The sequence below is a fragment of the Streptomyces sp. CLCI03 genome (genome assembly GCF_053615355.1).
On sequence record NZ_CM132132.1, the window covers coordinates 107,872 to 122,143 of the forward strand.

A 14,272-nucleotide genomic window follows, 5' to 3' on the forward strand; every position below is an offset into this window, starting at 1 on the left:
TTCACGTGTGGACACCGCCACCGCCCCGGCCGGACCTTCGCCCGCGCGGGCCCTCAGGCCGGGTCCGCCGCCACCTGGGTGTTCTGGCAGGCCGTCAGCAGCCAGCGGCCGTCCGGCTCGCGCGTCATCACGTAGAGCGGGGCTCCCTCGGTGTCGCCGTCCGGCGAGCGGTAGAGCCGGCGTACCTTCACGGCCGCGACGTCCGGGCGCAGGAACTGGGTGTGCACCACCTCGTAGGTGACCTCCCCGTCCCAACTCGCCTTCGGCAGCACCGCCCGCGTGAACTCCGCTATCGCCTCGAAGCCGATGAGGACCTTGCCGTGGCCGGTGTCCACAGGGCCTCGGGATGGAAGAGCGCGAGGAATCCCTCGGCGTCCTTGGCGCGTTGCGTCCGCTCGACCGTGGCGACGACCTGCGCGATCGCCTCAAGGGAAGCGGCCCGTGCCACCTGTTCCGTCTGCTGCGTCTGTGCCGTGTTCATGGACACGATCATGTTTCCTCGACCGCACTTGAGGTCAAGGGGCGGGCGAAACGCGGGTGCCCCCGTCCCCGGGACGGTGCAGGATCGGTCCATGGACAACAAGGTCATGACACGGCTCGGCGATGCCCTGTCGTCGGGTGCTCCGGTCCGCGTCCACCGGTCCGCGATCCGGGGCGCGGATCGACTCGACGGTTTCGTCGTCGCCGTGAGCGCGGCGTGGACGCTGATCGCCCTGTGCGGTGATCTGCGGCTCGACGGCTGGGCGGCGGTGCGTACCGCGGACGTCACGAAGGTCGGACGGCGGGGGGGTACGGACTGCCTGACCGTCCGGGCCCTTCGCCGGCGTGGGCACTGGCCGGCCCGGGCGCCCGAACCGGCGCTCGCCCTGGGCGGGTTGGCGGACCTGGCGCGGGATGCCTCGCGGGCGTTCGGGCTGGTGTCGCTGCACGTCGAACGGGAGGCGCCGAACGCCTGCTGGATCGGCGAAGTGGCCGCGGTGCGGCCGAAGTCGCTGCGGCTGCGGGAGGTCGACACCGAGGCGCGGTGGCGCCCCGGGCTGTCGAAGTTCCCGTTCGAGGACGTGACCCGGGTGGGCTTCGGCGGGCGCTACGAGCGGACCCTGTCGGAGTTCGCCGGGCCGTACCGCTGACGGACTCGGCCTCCGTCAGGCCCCGTCGGCCGGGGGTGCGGGCGTGGTGATCCGGCGGACGGCTTCCACCACCGCCGCGCGGTGCTCGGCCAGCCGCTCGGCCGCCCAGCCGGTGCCCGCCGCGCCCGCCGCCGGGCCGCCCATCGCTCCGAACCAGGCCTGTGACAGGCCCATGACCAGCGTCAGCACATCGGCCGCGGGCACGCCGGCGTCGATCCGACCCGCTTCCTGCGCCCGTCGCACCGCCGCGATCTTGCCGTCGTAGGAGGAGGACTCGGCGTCCGTGGACCCCGGGCGCTCCAGTTGCTTCCACAGCACGAGGCGCATCAGCTCGGGCCGCTCGACGAGGTGGTCGAAGACCGCCCCCGCGTAGCCGGGCAGGTCCTCCACGTCGAAGGCGACGGATTCGGAGCCCGTCGCGAGGGCCCGCTGGAGCACGGCGTCGAAGAGCTGCTCCTTGTTGCCGTAGTAGACGTAGATGAGCCGCTTGTTCGCCTGCGCCGTCTCGGCGATGCGGTCGACGCGCGCACCCGCGATGCCGTACGTGGCGAACTCGGTGAAGGCCGCGTCGAGCAGCCGTGCCTTGGTCGCGCTGGAGTCCCGTGCCATGGCCGCAGCCTAGCAAGTAACTATCCAGTTATTGACAAACCAGACCGGCCTGTCGCAGACTCGAACTATCCAGTTAGTTACTTCTGCACGAGGAGCACACCATGGAGATCCGCGCACTGGGCGGTCAGGGCCTGAAGGTCGGCGCCGAAGGCCTCGGCCTGATGGGCATGAGCGCCCACTACGGCGCCACCGACGAGACCGAGTCCCTCGCCACCATCGACCGCGCCCTGGAGCTGGGCGTCACCCTCCTCGACACCGCCGAGGGCTACGGCCCCTTCCGCAACGAGCAGCTGCTCGGCAAGGCCCTGGTCGGCCGCCGTGAGGCCGCCGTGGTCGCCACGAAGACCGGTGTCGAGTTCTCCGACGAGGGCGCCTTCCTCGGCCACAACGCGAGCCCCGAGTACATCCGCCGCTCGGCCGACCGCTCCCTGCGCCACCTGGGAGTCGACCACATCGACCTGTACTACCTGCACCGCGTCGACCCGAACGTGCCGATCGAGGAGAGCGTCGGCGCCCTGGCCGAGCTGGTCGAGGCCGGAAAGGTCCGCCACATCGGTCTGTGCGAGGTCTCCCCCACCACGATCGCCCGCGCCCACGCCGTGCACCCGCTGGCCGCCGTACAGACCGAGTACAGCCTCTTCGAGCGCGGCATCGAACACGACGGCGTCCTCGACACCCTCCGGGACCTCGGCATCGGACTCGTCGCCTACTCCCCGCTCGGACGCGGCTTCCTCTCCGGCGCCATCACCAGCCCCGACGACTTCGCCGCCGACGACTTCCGCCGCACCGACCCGCGGTTCCAGGGCGAGAACTTCCACCGCAACCTGGCCGTCGTGGACCAGGTGCGCCGGCTCGCCGCGGAGAAGGGCGTCACCCCCTCGCAGCTCGCCCTGGCCTGGACCCTCCAGCAGGGCGCGGTCCCCATCCCGGGCACCAAGCGCCGCCGCTACCTGGAGGAGAACATCGCCGCCACCACGGTGACGATCACCCCCGAGGAGCTGGCGGCCATCGACGCCGTCGCACCGCACGGCGTGGCCTCGGGCGACCGCTACGCGCCCGAGCTGATGGCCTCCCTGAACGGCTGATCTTGTCAGGGTGCGGATCCGGGCGGGCCGGGGAGGGCCGGCGGGGCGGCGGACGGGGAAAGCGGTGACAGGGGCGGCGGACGGGCTTTCCCAGCGCGAGCGGCAGACGGTGCGCTTCCACCTCGGCTGCCTGGCCGCCCTGATCCCCTACCACCAGCGCCCCGCCCTCGTCGACACACGGGGCGAACACCCGCCGACCACGCGCGCCCACGCCTGGGACACCGTACGCGCCCACGGCGGAACGGCCCGGGTACGTGAGGTGGCCGCCGCGCAGCCCGACCACGAGGACCCGACCGACGCCGACATCGCCCTGGCCTGCGCCGAGGCGGATCCGGAGCCGTTCCTGGAGACGGCCCTCGAACGTCGGCTCGGCACCGGCGCCCTGCTCCGAGCCCTCCGGGCCGCGCACCGCAATGCTCCTGATCCCTGGCGGGCCCGGCGCGCGACGGGGCGCGTCCTGGCGGAGCCCTACCGGCTCGGCCGCCGCCTGCCGCGCACGGCCGCGGACGTACTGGTCCGGCGTCCGGACTGCCCGCCCGAGGTGGCTGTCGTCCTCCGCACCGGGCAGCCGGCCCGCCCCGGGCGCGGGCTGCCGCCACCGGCGCCCACCTCCGGCACTACCCGGGCTCGCTGCCCGAGCTGCTCGCGGAGGTGTCCGCCGCCCACCCGGACCCGCCGGACCCGGACGCCCGCACCACCCGGGACGCCCGGGACGGGTTCACAGCATGACGTGCTTGACCTGGGTGTAGTCCAGCAGGCCGGCCATCGAGAGGTCGCTGCCGTAGCCCGAGTGCTTGACCCCGCCGTGAGGCATCTCGGAGACGGTGGTGCCGTGGGTGTTCACCCAGACGATGCCGGTGTGCAGGGCGCGGGTCGCACGCATCGCCCGGTCGTGGTCCGTCGTCCACACACTGGCGGCGAGGCCGTGGCGGACGTCGTCGGCCAGGTACAGGGCCTCCGCCTCGTCCTCGAAGGGCTGCACGGTCACGACGGGGCCGAAGATCTCCTCCTGCACGATCTCGTCGTCCTGGCGCACACCCGCGACGACGGTGGGTTCGTGGAAGAAGCCGGGGCGCGCCAGGCGGGCGCCGCCCGTGACGATCTCGGCGCGTCGCGGCAGCCGGTCGAGCAGGGACCGTACGGACGCCAACTGGGCCGCGTTGTTCAGCGGGCCGAAGTCGGCGTCCGGATCGCCCGGGCCGCCCGTGCGCAGGGTGCCCACCTCGGCCGCGAAGGCCGCGAGGAACGCGTCGTGCACCCGCCGGTGGACCAGCAGCCGGGTGGGCGCGGTGCAGTCCTGGCCCGCGTTGTAGAAGGCGACGGCGGCGAGGGCGGCGGCGGTCGCCTCGACGTCCACGTCCTCGTGGATCAGGACCGGGGCGTTCCCGCCGAGCTCCAGGTGGACCCGTTTGAGGTCGGCGGCCGCGGCGGCGGCGATCTGCCGACCGGCGCGCACGCTGCCGGTGACCGCGATGAGGGCGACGTCGGGGTGGGCGGTGAGGGTGCGGCCGGTGTCGCGGTCGCCGCAGACCACGTTGAGCACGCCGGGCGGAAGGTGCTCGGCCGCGACACGGGCCAGCAGCGCCGACGACGAGGGAGTGGTGTCGGCGGGCTTGAGCACGGTCGTGTTTCCGGCGGCGATCGCGGGGGCGATCTTCCACACGGCCATCATCAGCGGGTAGTTCCACGGGGTGATCTGGGCGCAGACCCCGACCGGTTCACGGCGCAGTACGGAGGTACGGCCTTCGGTGTACTCGGCCGCGGCGAGGCCCGGCAGATTGCGTGCGGCCCCGGCGAAGAAGCGGACGGTGTCGACGATCGCGGGCAGTTCCTCCGTCCGGAACTGGCGGGACGGTTTGCCGGTGTCGCCGGTCTCGGCGGCCACGAAGGCCTCGGCGTGCTCCTCGATGGCGTCGGCGAGGGCGAGCAGGGCGCGTTGGCGTACGGCCGGGGTGGTCGTGGACCAGTGCGCGGAGGCGGCCACGGCCGCCGCGCAGGCGGCGTCCGTGTCGGCCTTGCCGGAGCGTGGGGCGTGGCCGTGCGGGGAGCCGGTGGCGGGGTCGACCAGTTCCATGGTCTCCCCCGAGGCGGCGGGCCGGTCCGTGCCCGCGATGTGGTTGAGCACGGGGTCGGTGTCAGCCACGGCGCAGCGCCTCCTCGGCGGCGGCGCGTCCGGTGCGTACGGCGCCTTCCATGTAGCCGGCGACCCACTGGTCGGATCCGCAGACGTAGAAGGGTGGTTCGTGGGTGCCGTGGTGGCGGCCGACGGCCATGACGTCGCCGGGGGTCCACTGGGTCACGTACCCCTGGGTCCACGGGTCGGTGCCCCACATCCGGACGTAGGTGGCGAGCGGCCGGTACGCCGCGTCGCCGTAGAGGCGGGCCATGTCGTCGAGGAGTTCACGGGTGCGCAGCGGGGCGGGCGCGCCGAGCAGGACACCGAGCCTCTCGGGTGGGACGAGGGCGGAGAGGATCCCGTCGTTCTGCGGCCAGGTGCTGCCGAGAACCCCTTCGCATTCGGAGAGGCCGCTGCGGCCGAGGTCGCGCCAGAACGGCCGGTCGTACGCGGCGACGAACTTCGCGGCGAGGGCCTGGCGTTGACGGTGCAGGGAGGCCAGTCGCTCGTCGGACACGCCGGTGACGGTGACCTGGCGGAGCGGGCCGACGGGCAGGGCGCTGACGACGACGCCGGCGGTGAGGGTCTCCCCGCCGGCCAGGCGGACGGTGCACGGGCCGGGGCGGCGGATGCAGACGGCCTCGACGGGTGCGCCGGTACGGATGCGTCCGGCGAGGGCGGAGGCCATGCGCAGGGCCACCGTGGCGGATCCCTCGGCGACCCGCAGGCCCTCCCAGGCCTCGTAGTCGTAGGTGCCGGGGCCGGGGACGGCCGCGTGCTTGCGCAGGGCGGCGAGCAGTGAGGTGCGCTCGTACGAGCCGTCGGCGAGGGCGAGTTGCCCTATCTCCCAGAGGCGGACGACGGCCGGGGTCGCGCCCTGGGCGCGCAGCCATGCGGCGACGGAGGTGCCGTCGAGGGCCGTCGCGTCGGGGTGGGACCAGGGGTCGGCCGGGTCGACGGCATGGGCGAGTGCGCGGAAGGCGGCGGTGACCTTCTCGTGGCAGGCGTCGTCGCCGGGGCCGAACCAGTGGGGCGGATCGCCTGCGCTCACCCCTTCGGGCGTGGCGCGGGTGAGGGCGCCGGGCTCGGCGACGTAGCTGGGGATCAGGGTGAGGCCGAGTTCCGCGGCGAGGCCCAGGTAGGCGGTGTGGGCGCGGCCGACGACCTCTCCGCCGAGCTGGACCAGCCGTCCGTCGGGGAGTTCGGTCTGTTCGACGCGTCCGCCGACCCGGTCCCGGGCTTCGACGACGAGGACGTCGGCTCCGCCGGCGGTTAGGTCGCGTGCGGCGGCGAGGCCGGCCAGGCCGGCGCCGAGCACGATGACGTCGTGGTTCATGGGGGTGTCCTTCGGTGAGGGCGCGATCGGTTCGGAACCGGGGTGGGCCGGGGCGGGCCCTGCGGCTTCAGTCCATGACGAGGCAGTGTTCGGGCTTCCAGCCGATCTCCACGCGTTCGCCGCCGCTCCAGCGGTCCTCCCTGCGGGAGCGGACGGTGTTCTGCTCCAGTACGGACACCGTGATGCCGGGGGCCAGTTCGATGAGGTAGGTGGTGGTCGGGCCGCAGTAGACGGTCTCTCGGACGACTCCGGTGGCGCGGGCCATGTCCGGCTCCAGGTCGGACAGCCAGATCTTCTCGGGGCGGATCGAGAGGTTGACCCTGCTGCCTTCGGTGACGGCGGGCCGGTGGCCGACGGGCAGTTCGGGGCCGTCGTCGAGGACGACCCGGCCGGCGCGGTAGGTGCCGGGGACGAGGTTGGACGTGCCCATGAAGGAGGCGGTGAAGCTGCTCGTGGGGCGCTCGTAGACGTCCTCGGGCGTGCCGCACTGCTCGACGCGGCCCTCGTTCATGACGGCGAGGCGGTCCGACATGGTCAGTGCCTCGTCCTGGTCGTGGGTGACGAAGACGAAGGTGATGCCGACCTCGCGCTGGATCTGCTTGAGCTCGACCTGCATGTGGCGGCGGAGTTTGAGGTCGAGGGCGGCCAGCGGTTCGTCGAGGAGCAGCACCTGGGGCCGGTTGACGAGGGCGCGGGCGAGGGCGACGCGTTGTTTCTGGCCGCCGGAGAGGGTGGTCGGCTTGCGGTCGGCAAGGTGGCCGAGCTGGACGAGGTCGAGCATGCCGCAGACCCGTTCGCGGATCTCGGCGCGGCCGACGCCCTTGCGCTTGAGGCCGAAGGCCACGTTGTCGGCGAGCGAGAGGTGGTCGAAGAGGGCGTAGCTCTGGAAGACGGTGTTGACGTTGCGCTTGTTGGGCGGCAGGCCGGTGACGTCCTGGCCGTCGAGGAGGACGCTGCCCGTGCTGGGGTCGGAGAAGCCGCCGATCATCCGCAGGAGGGTGGTCTTGCCGCAGCCGGAGGGGCCGAGGAGGGAGAAGAACTCGCCCGGGGCGATGTCGAGTTCGACGTCGCGTACGGCGTAGGTGCCGCCGGCCGCGGGGTACTGCTTGCTGACGCGGTCGAGCCGGACGGCGGGGGTCGGGTGGATGGGTGTCGGGGTCAGCCGGGTCGAAGGGGTCTGCGCGGGGGCGATCGGGGGCTCGGGTGCGGTGGGCATGGGTGTCACTTCCCGGAGAGCAGGTCGAGGCCGCCCTTGCGCCCGAACAGGCGCGGGATGGCGAGGGCGAGGACGATGAGGCCGATGGAGCCGACCAGCATCAGGGTGCCGACGGCGTTGATGGTGGGCTGTACGCCGAACCTGATCGCCGAGTAGATGCGCACGGACAGCGGTTGCGGGTCGACGCCGGTGGTGAAGTAGGCGAGGACGAAGTCGTCGAAGACCAGGGCGAAGATCAGCACCGCGGACGCGAGGATGCTGGGCAGCAGCGCGGGCAGGGTCACCAGGCGCAATGCCTGTCCGCGGGTGGCGCCGAGGTCCATGGCGGCCTCTTCCACCTCCGGGTTGAGGGCGGCGATGCGGGAGCGGAGGATGACCGTCACGTAGGAGATGGAGAAGGTGATCTCGGCGAGCATCACGGTGGTGGTGGAGAGGGTGATGCCGAGGCCCTTGAAGAGGAGCATCGCCGCGACGCCGGTGACGATCTCCGGGGTGATCAGCGGGACGAGCATGATCAGGCCGGCGAAGGAGCCGAGGCGGCTGCGGCTGCGTACGAGGCCCAGGGCCAGGGCCACGCCGAGGACGAGCGAGCCGGCCATGGCGACCAGGGACACCCGCAGGCTCATGCCGAGCGAGTCGAGGAGCACCTCGTCGTGCAGGAGGGCCTCGTACCAGCGGAGGCTGACGCCGTCGAGGACGGTCAGGGACTTCTGGGAGTTGAAGGAGAAGAGGACGACGACGCCGACGGGGAGGTAGAGGAGGGCGAAGAAGAGGGCGGTGACGGCGATGGCGAAGCGGGGGCGGCGCTCGGCTCCACGCCGGCGGCGCCGCGGGGTACCGGAGTCGGTACGGGTGCCGGTGCTGTCGGTGGCCGTGGGGGTGCCGGTGTCGGTGTCGGTGCTCATCGGGCGGCCTCCGCCTCGTCCTTGCGGGTGCGTCGCAGGTAGCCGAGCATCCCGAGGAACAGGACCGCCATCAGCAGCATGGTGAGGGCGGAGCCCAGCGGCCAGTTCTGGCCCTGGAAGAACTTGTCCTGGATCAGGTTGCCGATCATGATCTGGTCGGGGCCTCCCATGAGCTGGGCGCTGACGAAGTCGCCCATGGCGGGCAGGAAGACGAGGACGCATCCGGCGGCCGCTCCCTGCCGGGTGGCGGGGACGGTGACGAAGAGGAAGGTGCGCAGGGGGCCGCCGTAGAGGTCGCGGCCGGCCTCGATGAGCGAGATGTCCATGCGCTCCATCGCCGCGTACAGCGGGATGATCATGAAGACCACGAAGCCGTAGACGAGTCCGGCGACGACCCCCACCCCGGTCTGCAGGATCTTGGTGTCGCCGTCGGCGAGCCCGATCGCGCGCAGGGCCCTGAGCAGCGGGCCGTCGTCGGAGAGGACGACGGACCAGCCGTACATCCGGACCAGGTAGTTGGCGAAGAACGGGACGACGATCGCGGCGATCAGCAGGTTCTTGAAGCGGCCTCCGCGCAGCGCGATGGCGTAGGCGACCGGGTAGGCCACGGCCAGGCTGATGAGGCAGGTGATCAGCGCGTAGCCGAGGGAGCGCAGCAGGACGGTGCTGTAGGCGGGGTCGGCCAGGGCGGTGAGGTTGGCGAAGTTGAGTCCGAAGCGCGGATTGCCGAGGGGGTCGGTGGTGCCGAGCGCCAGGGTGGCGACCAGCAGGAGGGAGGCGACGAGGAAGCCGGTCATCCAGAGGGTGCCGGGGAGCAGGAGCCAGGTCCACAGGCGTGGCTGCCGTGTCCGGGCGGTGGTGCCCGGCGTGTCCGCGGGCCGTTTCCGGTCCGGGGCGGGCGTCTTCGACGCGTCCGGGTCCTGGGGCGGCCGGAGCGCGGTGCCGGTGTGGTTGCTGCGTGTCGCCATGTCAGCCGGCCTTCACGTCGGTCCAGGCGGCGTCGCGGGCCCGTTCGCCGGCCGCGTCGCCGTTGCGGAAGAAGAGGTCGGCCGCCAGGTCGTCGGCGGTCACCAGGCACTGGGGGAACGGCTCGACGAGCGCGGCGTAGGTGTCCTCGGTGCCGCGGACCGGCATCGGGTAGCCGATGTACTCGATGTTCTTCTTCACGTTCTCCGGGCGGAGCATGTAGTCGATGAAGAGCATCGCCGTGCCGGGGTGCTGCGCGTTGGCGGGTATGGCGTAGCAGTCGGAGTTGACGGGGGCGCCTTCGCGGGCGACCTCGAAACCGAAGACCGACGGGTCCTCGGCCTGGGCGAGCATGGCGGCCATGTCACCGCTCCACGCCTGGGTCATGTCGGCGTTGCCGTTGAGGAGGTTGTTGTAGCTGTCGCTGGAGAAGCCGCGCAGGCGGGGGCGGAGCGAGCGCAGGGTGTCCGTGACGCGGTCGAGGTCGGCCCGGTCGCCGGTGGTGAGGCCGAGGCCGAGTTTGAGCGCGCCCAGGCCGAGCACCTCGTCGCGGTCGTCGAGGACGAAGACCTTGCCCTTGGCCTTCTCGTTCCACAGGTCTTCCCACGAGCCGGTCAGGTCGCCGAGCCGGTCCCGGCGCCAACCGATGCCCGTCTTGTACATGGTGAACGGGACGGTGTGCGCGGAGCGGGGGTCGTACCAGGGGTCGGCGAAGTAGTCGTAGCCGCCGAACACGGCTTCGGCGCCGCGTAGCCGGGAGTGGTCGATCGTACGGAGCCGGCCGCCGGTGGCGAGGCGCTCGGCCCATTTCGCGGTGGGGAAGATGATGTCGTAGCGGTTGCCGGCGTTGAGTTTGGCGGCCATGCCCTCCATCGAGTCGTAGTTCGACTGGACGACCTTGACGCCGTACTCCTTCTGGAAGCCTTCGAAGACGCTGGGGTCGACGAAGTCCGCCCAGTTGAAGTAGACGAGGTCGCCGTCGACCTTGACGTCGATGGGTGCTTCCGCGGTCGCCTTGCCGGCCGGGTCGTCCGAGGCGGCGAAGCCGCAGCCGGCGGTGGTGAGGGCGAGGGCGGCGGCGGTGCCGGCGCGGAGGAAGGAGCGTCTGGTCGGGGGGAGTGCCTCGGGGGACATGGGGTCCTCTCCGTAGGGGCCGCAGGGGGACGGCGGGAACGAGCGGTACGTGGGGGCTCGGTCGTGCGGCGGACGCGGTGCGGGGGAGCCGCGCTGCGGTCGTGCGGTGTGCGGTGGTGCTGCCGTGCGGTGGTGCGGTGGTGGCGGGCGCGGTCGCCGACGTCTACGAAGCGGCGCCGTCCAGGTCCGCCCGGATGCGGCCGGCGAACCAGCCGACCGCCGACTCGCGGCGTGAGAGCGGTCCGGGCTCGAACCCGGGAGTGGAGAGGCCCTTCTGCACGCGGGCGACCAGTTCGGCGTCCTCGTCGTTGGTGATCCAGCCGATGTGGATGTTCAGGCGCCGCGCGAGGCGGGTGCGCAGGCTGGTGCCGCGGCGGGTGTAGAACGCGCCGGGTACGGCCACGCGGTCCACCGCCGTGGGAATCGCGGTCCAGGCCAGTACGTGGTCGGGGTAGAAGTCGATCAGGGTGTTCGGGTAGATGACCGCGTATCGCCAGATCCGCCGGTCGGCCTCGCCGAGGCCCGGCATCGGCGCGGCGATGCGCTGGTAGAGGCGCTCCGCCCAGTTCGAGGAGGGCTTGTCGCGCAGCGGCGAGGCGAAGAGCGCGTAGGACTCCTCGATGTCGCAGGTGTAGCCCTGGTAGTCGAGCAGCCGCATCAGGCCGGGGTGGGCGACCGGGACGTGGTAGCCCTCCAGGTAGTTGTCGACCGCCACCTTCCAGTTGGCCTGCTGCACCTCGGCCGCGGCCAGGTCGTGGATACGGGCGCGGCCGATGGGCACGAGGTCGGCCCCGGCGTAGTGGCCGACGGCCTCGGCGAGGCCGGCGCAGCTCGTGGCCAGCGGTACCGCGTCGAGGTCGAGGTTGACGAAGACGAAGCCGAGGAAGGACTCGACGCGGGCCGGGAAGAGCCCGAGCTTCGGCTTGTCGAGGCAGGGGATCTGGCGGGCCTCCGGGGCGCCGACCAGGCTTCCGTCGAGGCGGTACGTCCAGCCGTGGTAGGGGCAGCGGATCGCCTTGCCGTCCGGTTCGGGGGCGGTCACCAGTCGGGTTCCGCGATGGCGGCAGACATTGAGGTGGGCGGCGAGGCCGCCGTCCTCGGTGCGGACCACCAGGACCTCGCGGTCGGCGACGGTGGCGGCGAGCCGCGCGCCGGGGTTCGGCAGGTCGGACTCGTGGCAGACGAGCTGCCAGGACCGGCCGAAGACGTGCCGGCTCTCGGCGGCCGCGGTCTCGGGATCGGTGTAGTAGCGGGCCGGGAGGGCCGGCCCGGGGATGTCCGTGGCAGGGGCCTCGCGGCCGGCCGGCGCGGGAGCCGCGGTGGCGCCCGGTGGGCCGGTCGGGTCGGTGCGGGCCGAACCGGTGGTGCCGGTGGCACCCGTGGTGTGGGCGGCGCCGGCGGTACCGGCGGTGCGTTCGTACCGGCCGGTTCGGCCCGTCGGTGATTCGGGAGCTCTTGAGTGCATCGGTGACTCCTCCGTGCCGGCGTGCGGCGATCGGTGTCGGCGTTCGATGGCGAGGCGAGGCGGGTGGGGCGGGGGCAGGGCAGGGCGGCCCGGCGACGGGCAGGAGGTCGGGGCGGGAGGCCGGGACCGGCTGACCGATTGGACAGCCACATTGCTGGCTCATTTCCGCCGGGTCAAGACTTGTTCACTGACCGATCGGTCAGCTAGCGTAATTCTTGCCTGACCGATCGGTCAGCAAACGTGCTTTCCTGTCGCCGCACCGGCCCCGTTCCCCGTTCTCCCTGCTCATAGGGGCGGCCCCGGCCGTGCGGCCCGCCGGGCCCGTTCCGTCCCGGGCCCGCACCCCGATCCCTCCCGATCTCCCGATCTCCCGATCTCCTGATCTCTCGATCTCCCCGGAGGCACGCATGAGCGGTCATCGGCGTCTGGACTGGCTCGGGCTCACCCCCGAACCGGAGCGCGAACTCCCCACCGCGGTCGCCGCCCTGCGCGCCTCCTCGCACGGAGCGTCCGCGGGGCACCCACCGCACGACCTGGCGGCCGTCGAACGGCGCCGCGTGGAGCGCCTGATCCTGCGCGGCAACCGACACAGCTGGCTCCGCTACCTCGCCGAGGTCACCGACCTGGTGACCGGGGTGGCCGCCGGGTCCCGGCCCGGCGACCCCACCGCCGCGCTGCTCGCCGGCGAGGTCGTCCTCGACCACCACCACATGCTCATCGGCCTCCCGGGACCCGGATACGGCCGTACCGCCCAGGACCGCACCGCGCTGGAGAGCGCCGTACGGACCCTGCGCACCCACACCACGACAGGAGCCGGCCGATGACCACGATCCGCCTCCCGACGGCGCCACCGCCGGGCACCGTCCTCGGAGCGGCGCCGCACCTCACCGAGAGCGCCGACGCCTACCGCGCCACCGGCGGCTACGACACGGCCACCGACCCGGAGGAACTGCTCGCCCACCTCGACGCCGCCGGGTTGCGGGGGCGCGGTGGGGCGGGCTTCCCGGCCGCCGTCAAATTGCGCTCCGTACGCGGCCGCGGCGGCTCCCCCGTCGTCGTGGCGAACGGCGAGGAGGGCGAACCGGGTTCGGTCAAGGACCGCTGGCTGCTGCGGGCCCGGCCGCACCTGGTCCTGGACGGCCTCGCCCGTGCCGCGGCCGTCACCGGGGCCGTACGTGGCTTCGTGTACCTCTCGGACCCGGCGGCGGGCGAGAGCGTGCGCCGGGCCCTCGCCGAACACCCGCCGCCGCTGCCCGTCGAGGTGGTCGAGACCGGCCACACCTACGTCGCCGGCGAGGAGAGCGCGGTGGTCCGCCGGATCGACGGCGGACCGGCGCTGCCCACCGCCAAGCCGCCCCGCCCGTTCGAGCGCGGGGTGGGCGGTGCGCCGACCCTCGTCTCCAATGTCGAGACGCTCGCCCGGATCGCCCTCACCGCCACCCGGCCCGACCTGCGGCGCGCCATCGCCCGGAGCACCCTGGTGACCCTGTCCGGCGGCCCGGCCACGCCGATGCTCACCGAGGTCCCCTACGGCATCCCGCTGCGCACGCTCGCGGCGCGGTACGGGGCCCCGGAGGCGGCCGGAGCCCTGATGGGCGGGCTGTTCGGCGGTCTGGTCGACGCCCGCGCCCTGGACCTCCCCCTGGAGCCCGGAGCGCTCACCGCCGCCGGCACCGCCCTGGGGTGCGGGGCCCTCCACTTCCTCGCTCCCGGCGGCTGCCCGGTGACCACCGCCGCCGACGCGGCCGCCCACCTCGCGGCCGAGAGCGCCCGGCAGTGCGGGGTCTGCGTGTCCGGCACCGCGGCCGTCGGCACGGCCCTGTACGGCCTCGCGTCCGGGACCGCCGGCCCGGACACCGAGGACAATCTGCGCCGCTGGTCGCAGGGGCTGACCGGGCGCGGCGCCTGCGGACTCCTGGACGCCGCCGCGGGGATCGCGGGCAGCCTGCTCCGCGCCTTCCCCGCACACGTCCGCTCCCATCTCGCCGCGCCCTGCCCGGTGTGCGCGGCCGCCACGCCCGCGGCCGGCCGCCGCCGCCTCACGGTGGCGGTGCCGCAGGTCGCCTCCCCGCTCACCGCCCTCCCCGGCACCCCCGTGCCCGCACTGAAAGGAACGCCATGAAACTCCTGCTGGACTCCACCCGCTGCCAGGGCTACGGGCTGTGCCAGGAACCCGCACCCGACCTGGTCGAACTCGACGAATGGGGTTACGCGAACGTCATCGCCGTCGTCGTCCCGGCCGGCACCGAGGACGCCGCCCGCGCCTGTGTCGAGAGCTGCCCCAACTCCGCGCTGCGTGTGGAGGGATGA

Annotated in this window: 13 protein-coding genes and 1 pseudogene; 5 read left to right on the forward strand and 9 right to left on the reverse strand. The window is 73.0% G+C overall.

Annotated features, from left to right (window positions below):
• Positions 1-53: 53 nt before the first annotated feature.
• Positions 54-481 (reverse strand): annotated as a pseudogene (locus ACWG52_RS00540) (SgcJ/EcaC family oxidoreductase).
• 91 nt (positions 482-572) lie between these two features.
• Here ACWG52_RS00540 and ACWG52_RS00545 point away from each other — a divergent pair.
• On the forward strand, positions 573-1,130 hold the full coding sequence (locus ACWG52_RS00545) for a hypothetical protein (RefSeq protein ID WP_389803011.1): 558 nt from the start codon (positions 573-575) through the stop codon (positions 1,128-1,130).
• A gap of 15 nt (positions 1,131-1,145) precedes the next feature.
• Here the strand turns inward: ACWG52_RS00545 and ACWG52_RS00550 are convergent, their stop codons facing one another.
• Complete coding sequence (locus ACWG52_RS00550; protein WP_389803009.1) at positions 1,146-1,739, reverse strand: TetR family transcriptional regulator; 594 nt, start codon at positions 1,737-1,739, stop codon at positions 1,146-1,148.
• Between the two features lie 101 nt (positions 1,740-1,840).
• Between ACWG52_RS00550 and ACWG52_RS00555 the strand changes: the two genes are divergently transcribed.
• Positions 1,841-2,824, forward strand: a complete 984-nt coding sequence (locus ACWG52_RS00555) for an aldo/keto reductase (RefSeq protein ID WP_390139110.1) — start codon at positions 1,841-1,843, stop codon at positions 2,822-2,824.
• Between the two features lie 718 nt (positions 2,825-3,542).
• Here ACWG52_RS00555 and ACWG52_RS00560 read toward each other — a convergent pair.
• From ACWG52_RS00560 to ACWG52_RS00590, 7 genes are all read right to left on the reverse strand, one after another.
• A complete protein-coding gene (locus ACWG52_RS00560) occupies positions 3,543-4,967 on the reverse strand; it encodes an aminobutyraldehyde dehydrogenase (protein WP_390139108.1) in 1,425 nt (474 codons plus the stop codon).
• The gene (locus ACWG52_RS00565; protein ID WP_453127433.1) at positions 4,960-6,276 is read right to left on the reverse strand and encodes a flavin monoamine oxidase family protein; all 1,317 of its coding nucleotides are present in this window, start codon (positions 6,274-6,276) and stop codon (positions 4,960-4,962) included. Before ACWG52_RS00565 ends, ACWG52_RS00560 begins: the two co-directional genes overlap by 8 nt.
• Positions 6,277-6,343: 67 nt before the next feature.
• The gene (locus tag ACWG52_RS00570; RefSeq protein WP_453127435.1) at positions 6,344-7,492 is read right to left on the reverse strand and encodes an ABC transporter ATP-binding protein; all 1,149 of its coding nucleotides are present in this window, start codon (positions 7,490-7,492) and stop codon (positions 6,344-6,346) included.
• A gap of 5 nt (positions 7,493-7,497) precedes the next feature.
• Entirely contained in the window at positions 7,498-8,397 is a 900-nt protein-coding gene (locus ACWG52_RS00575) for an ABC transporter permease (RefSeq protein ID WP_389802994.1), read from the reverse strand.
• A complete protein-coding gene (locus ACWG52_RS00580) occupies positions 8,394-9,365 on the reverse strand; it encodes an ABC transporter permease (RefSeq protein ID WP_389802992.1) in 972 nt (323 codons plus the stop codon). Before ACWG52_RS00580 ends, ACWG52_RS00575 begins: the two co-directional genes overlap by 4 nt.
• Position 9,366: 1 nt before the next feature.
• Positions 9,367-10,497 carry a polyamine ABC transporter substrate-binding protein gene (locus ACWG52_RS00585; protein WP_389802989.1) on the reverse strand — a complete coding sequence of 377 codons (1,131 nt, stop codon included), beginning with the start codon at positions 10,495-10,497 and terminating at the stop codon, positions 9,367-9,369.
• Between the two features lie 163 nt (positions 10,498-10,660).
• On the reverse strand, positions 10,661-11,962 hold the full coding sequence (locus ACWG52_RS00590) for an aromatic ring-hydroxylating oxygenase subunit alpha (RefSeq protein WP_389802987.1): 1,302 nt from the start codon (positions 11,960-11,962) through the stop codon (positions 10,661-10,663).
• A gap of 407 nt (positions 11,963-12,369) precedes the next feature.
• Here ACWG52_RS00590 and ACWG52_RS00595 point away from each other — a divergent pair, with 407 nt between their 5' ends.
• Genes ACWG52_RS00595 through ACWG52_RS00605 form a run of 3 tightly spaced genes read left to right on the forward strand, consistent with a single transcriptional unit; the run spans position 12,370 to position 14,272 of the window.
• Positions 12,370-12,786, forward strand: coding sequence for a hypothetical protein (locus tag ACWG52_RS00595; protein ID WP_453127437.1), 417 nt, complete (start codon positions 12,370-12,372; stop codon positions 12,784-12,786).
• Positions 12,783-14,084: an NADH-ubiquinone oxidoreductase-F iron-sulfur binding region domain-containing protein gene (locus tag ACWG52_RS00600; RefSeq protein WP_389802982.1), complete on the forward strand. Its 1,302-nt coding sequence runs from the start codon at positions 12,783-12,785 to the stop codon at positions 14,082-14,084. The genes ACWG52_RS00595 and ACWG52_RS00600 overlap by 4 nt, the downstream gene beginning before the upstream one ends.
• On the forward strand, positions 14,081-14,272 hold the full coding sequence (locus tag ACWG52_RS00605; RefSeq protein WP_030722029.1) for a ferredoxin: 192 nt from the start codon (positions 14,081-14,083) through the stop codon (positions 14,270-14,272). Before ACWG52_RS00600 ends, ACWG52_RS00605 begins: the two co-directional genes overlap by 4 nt.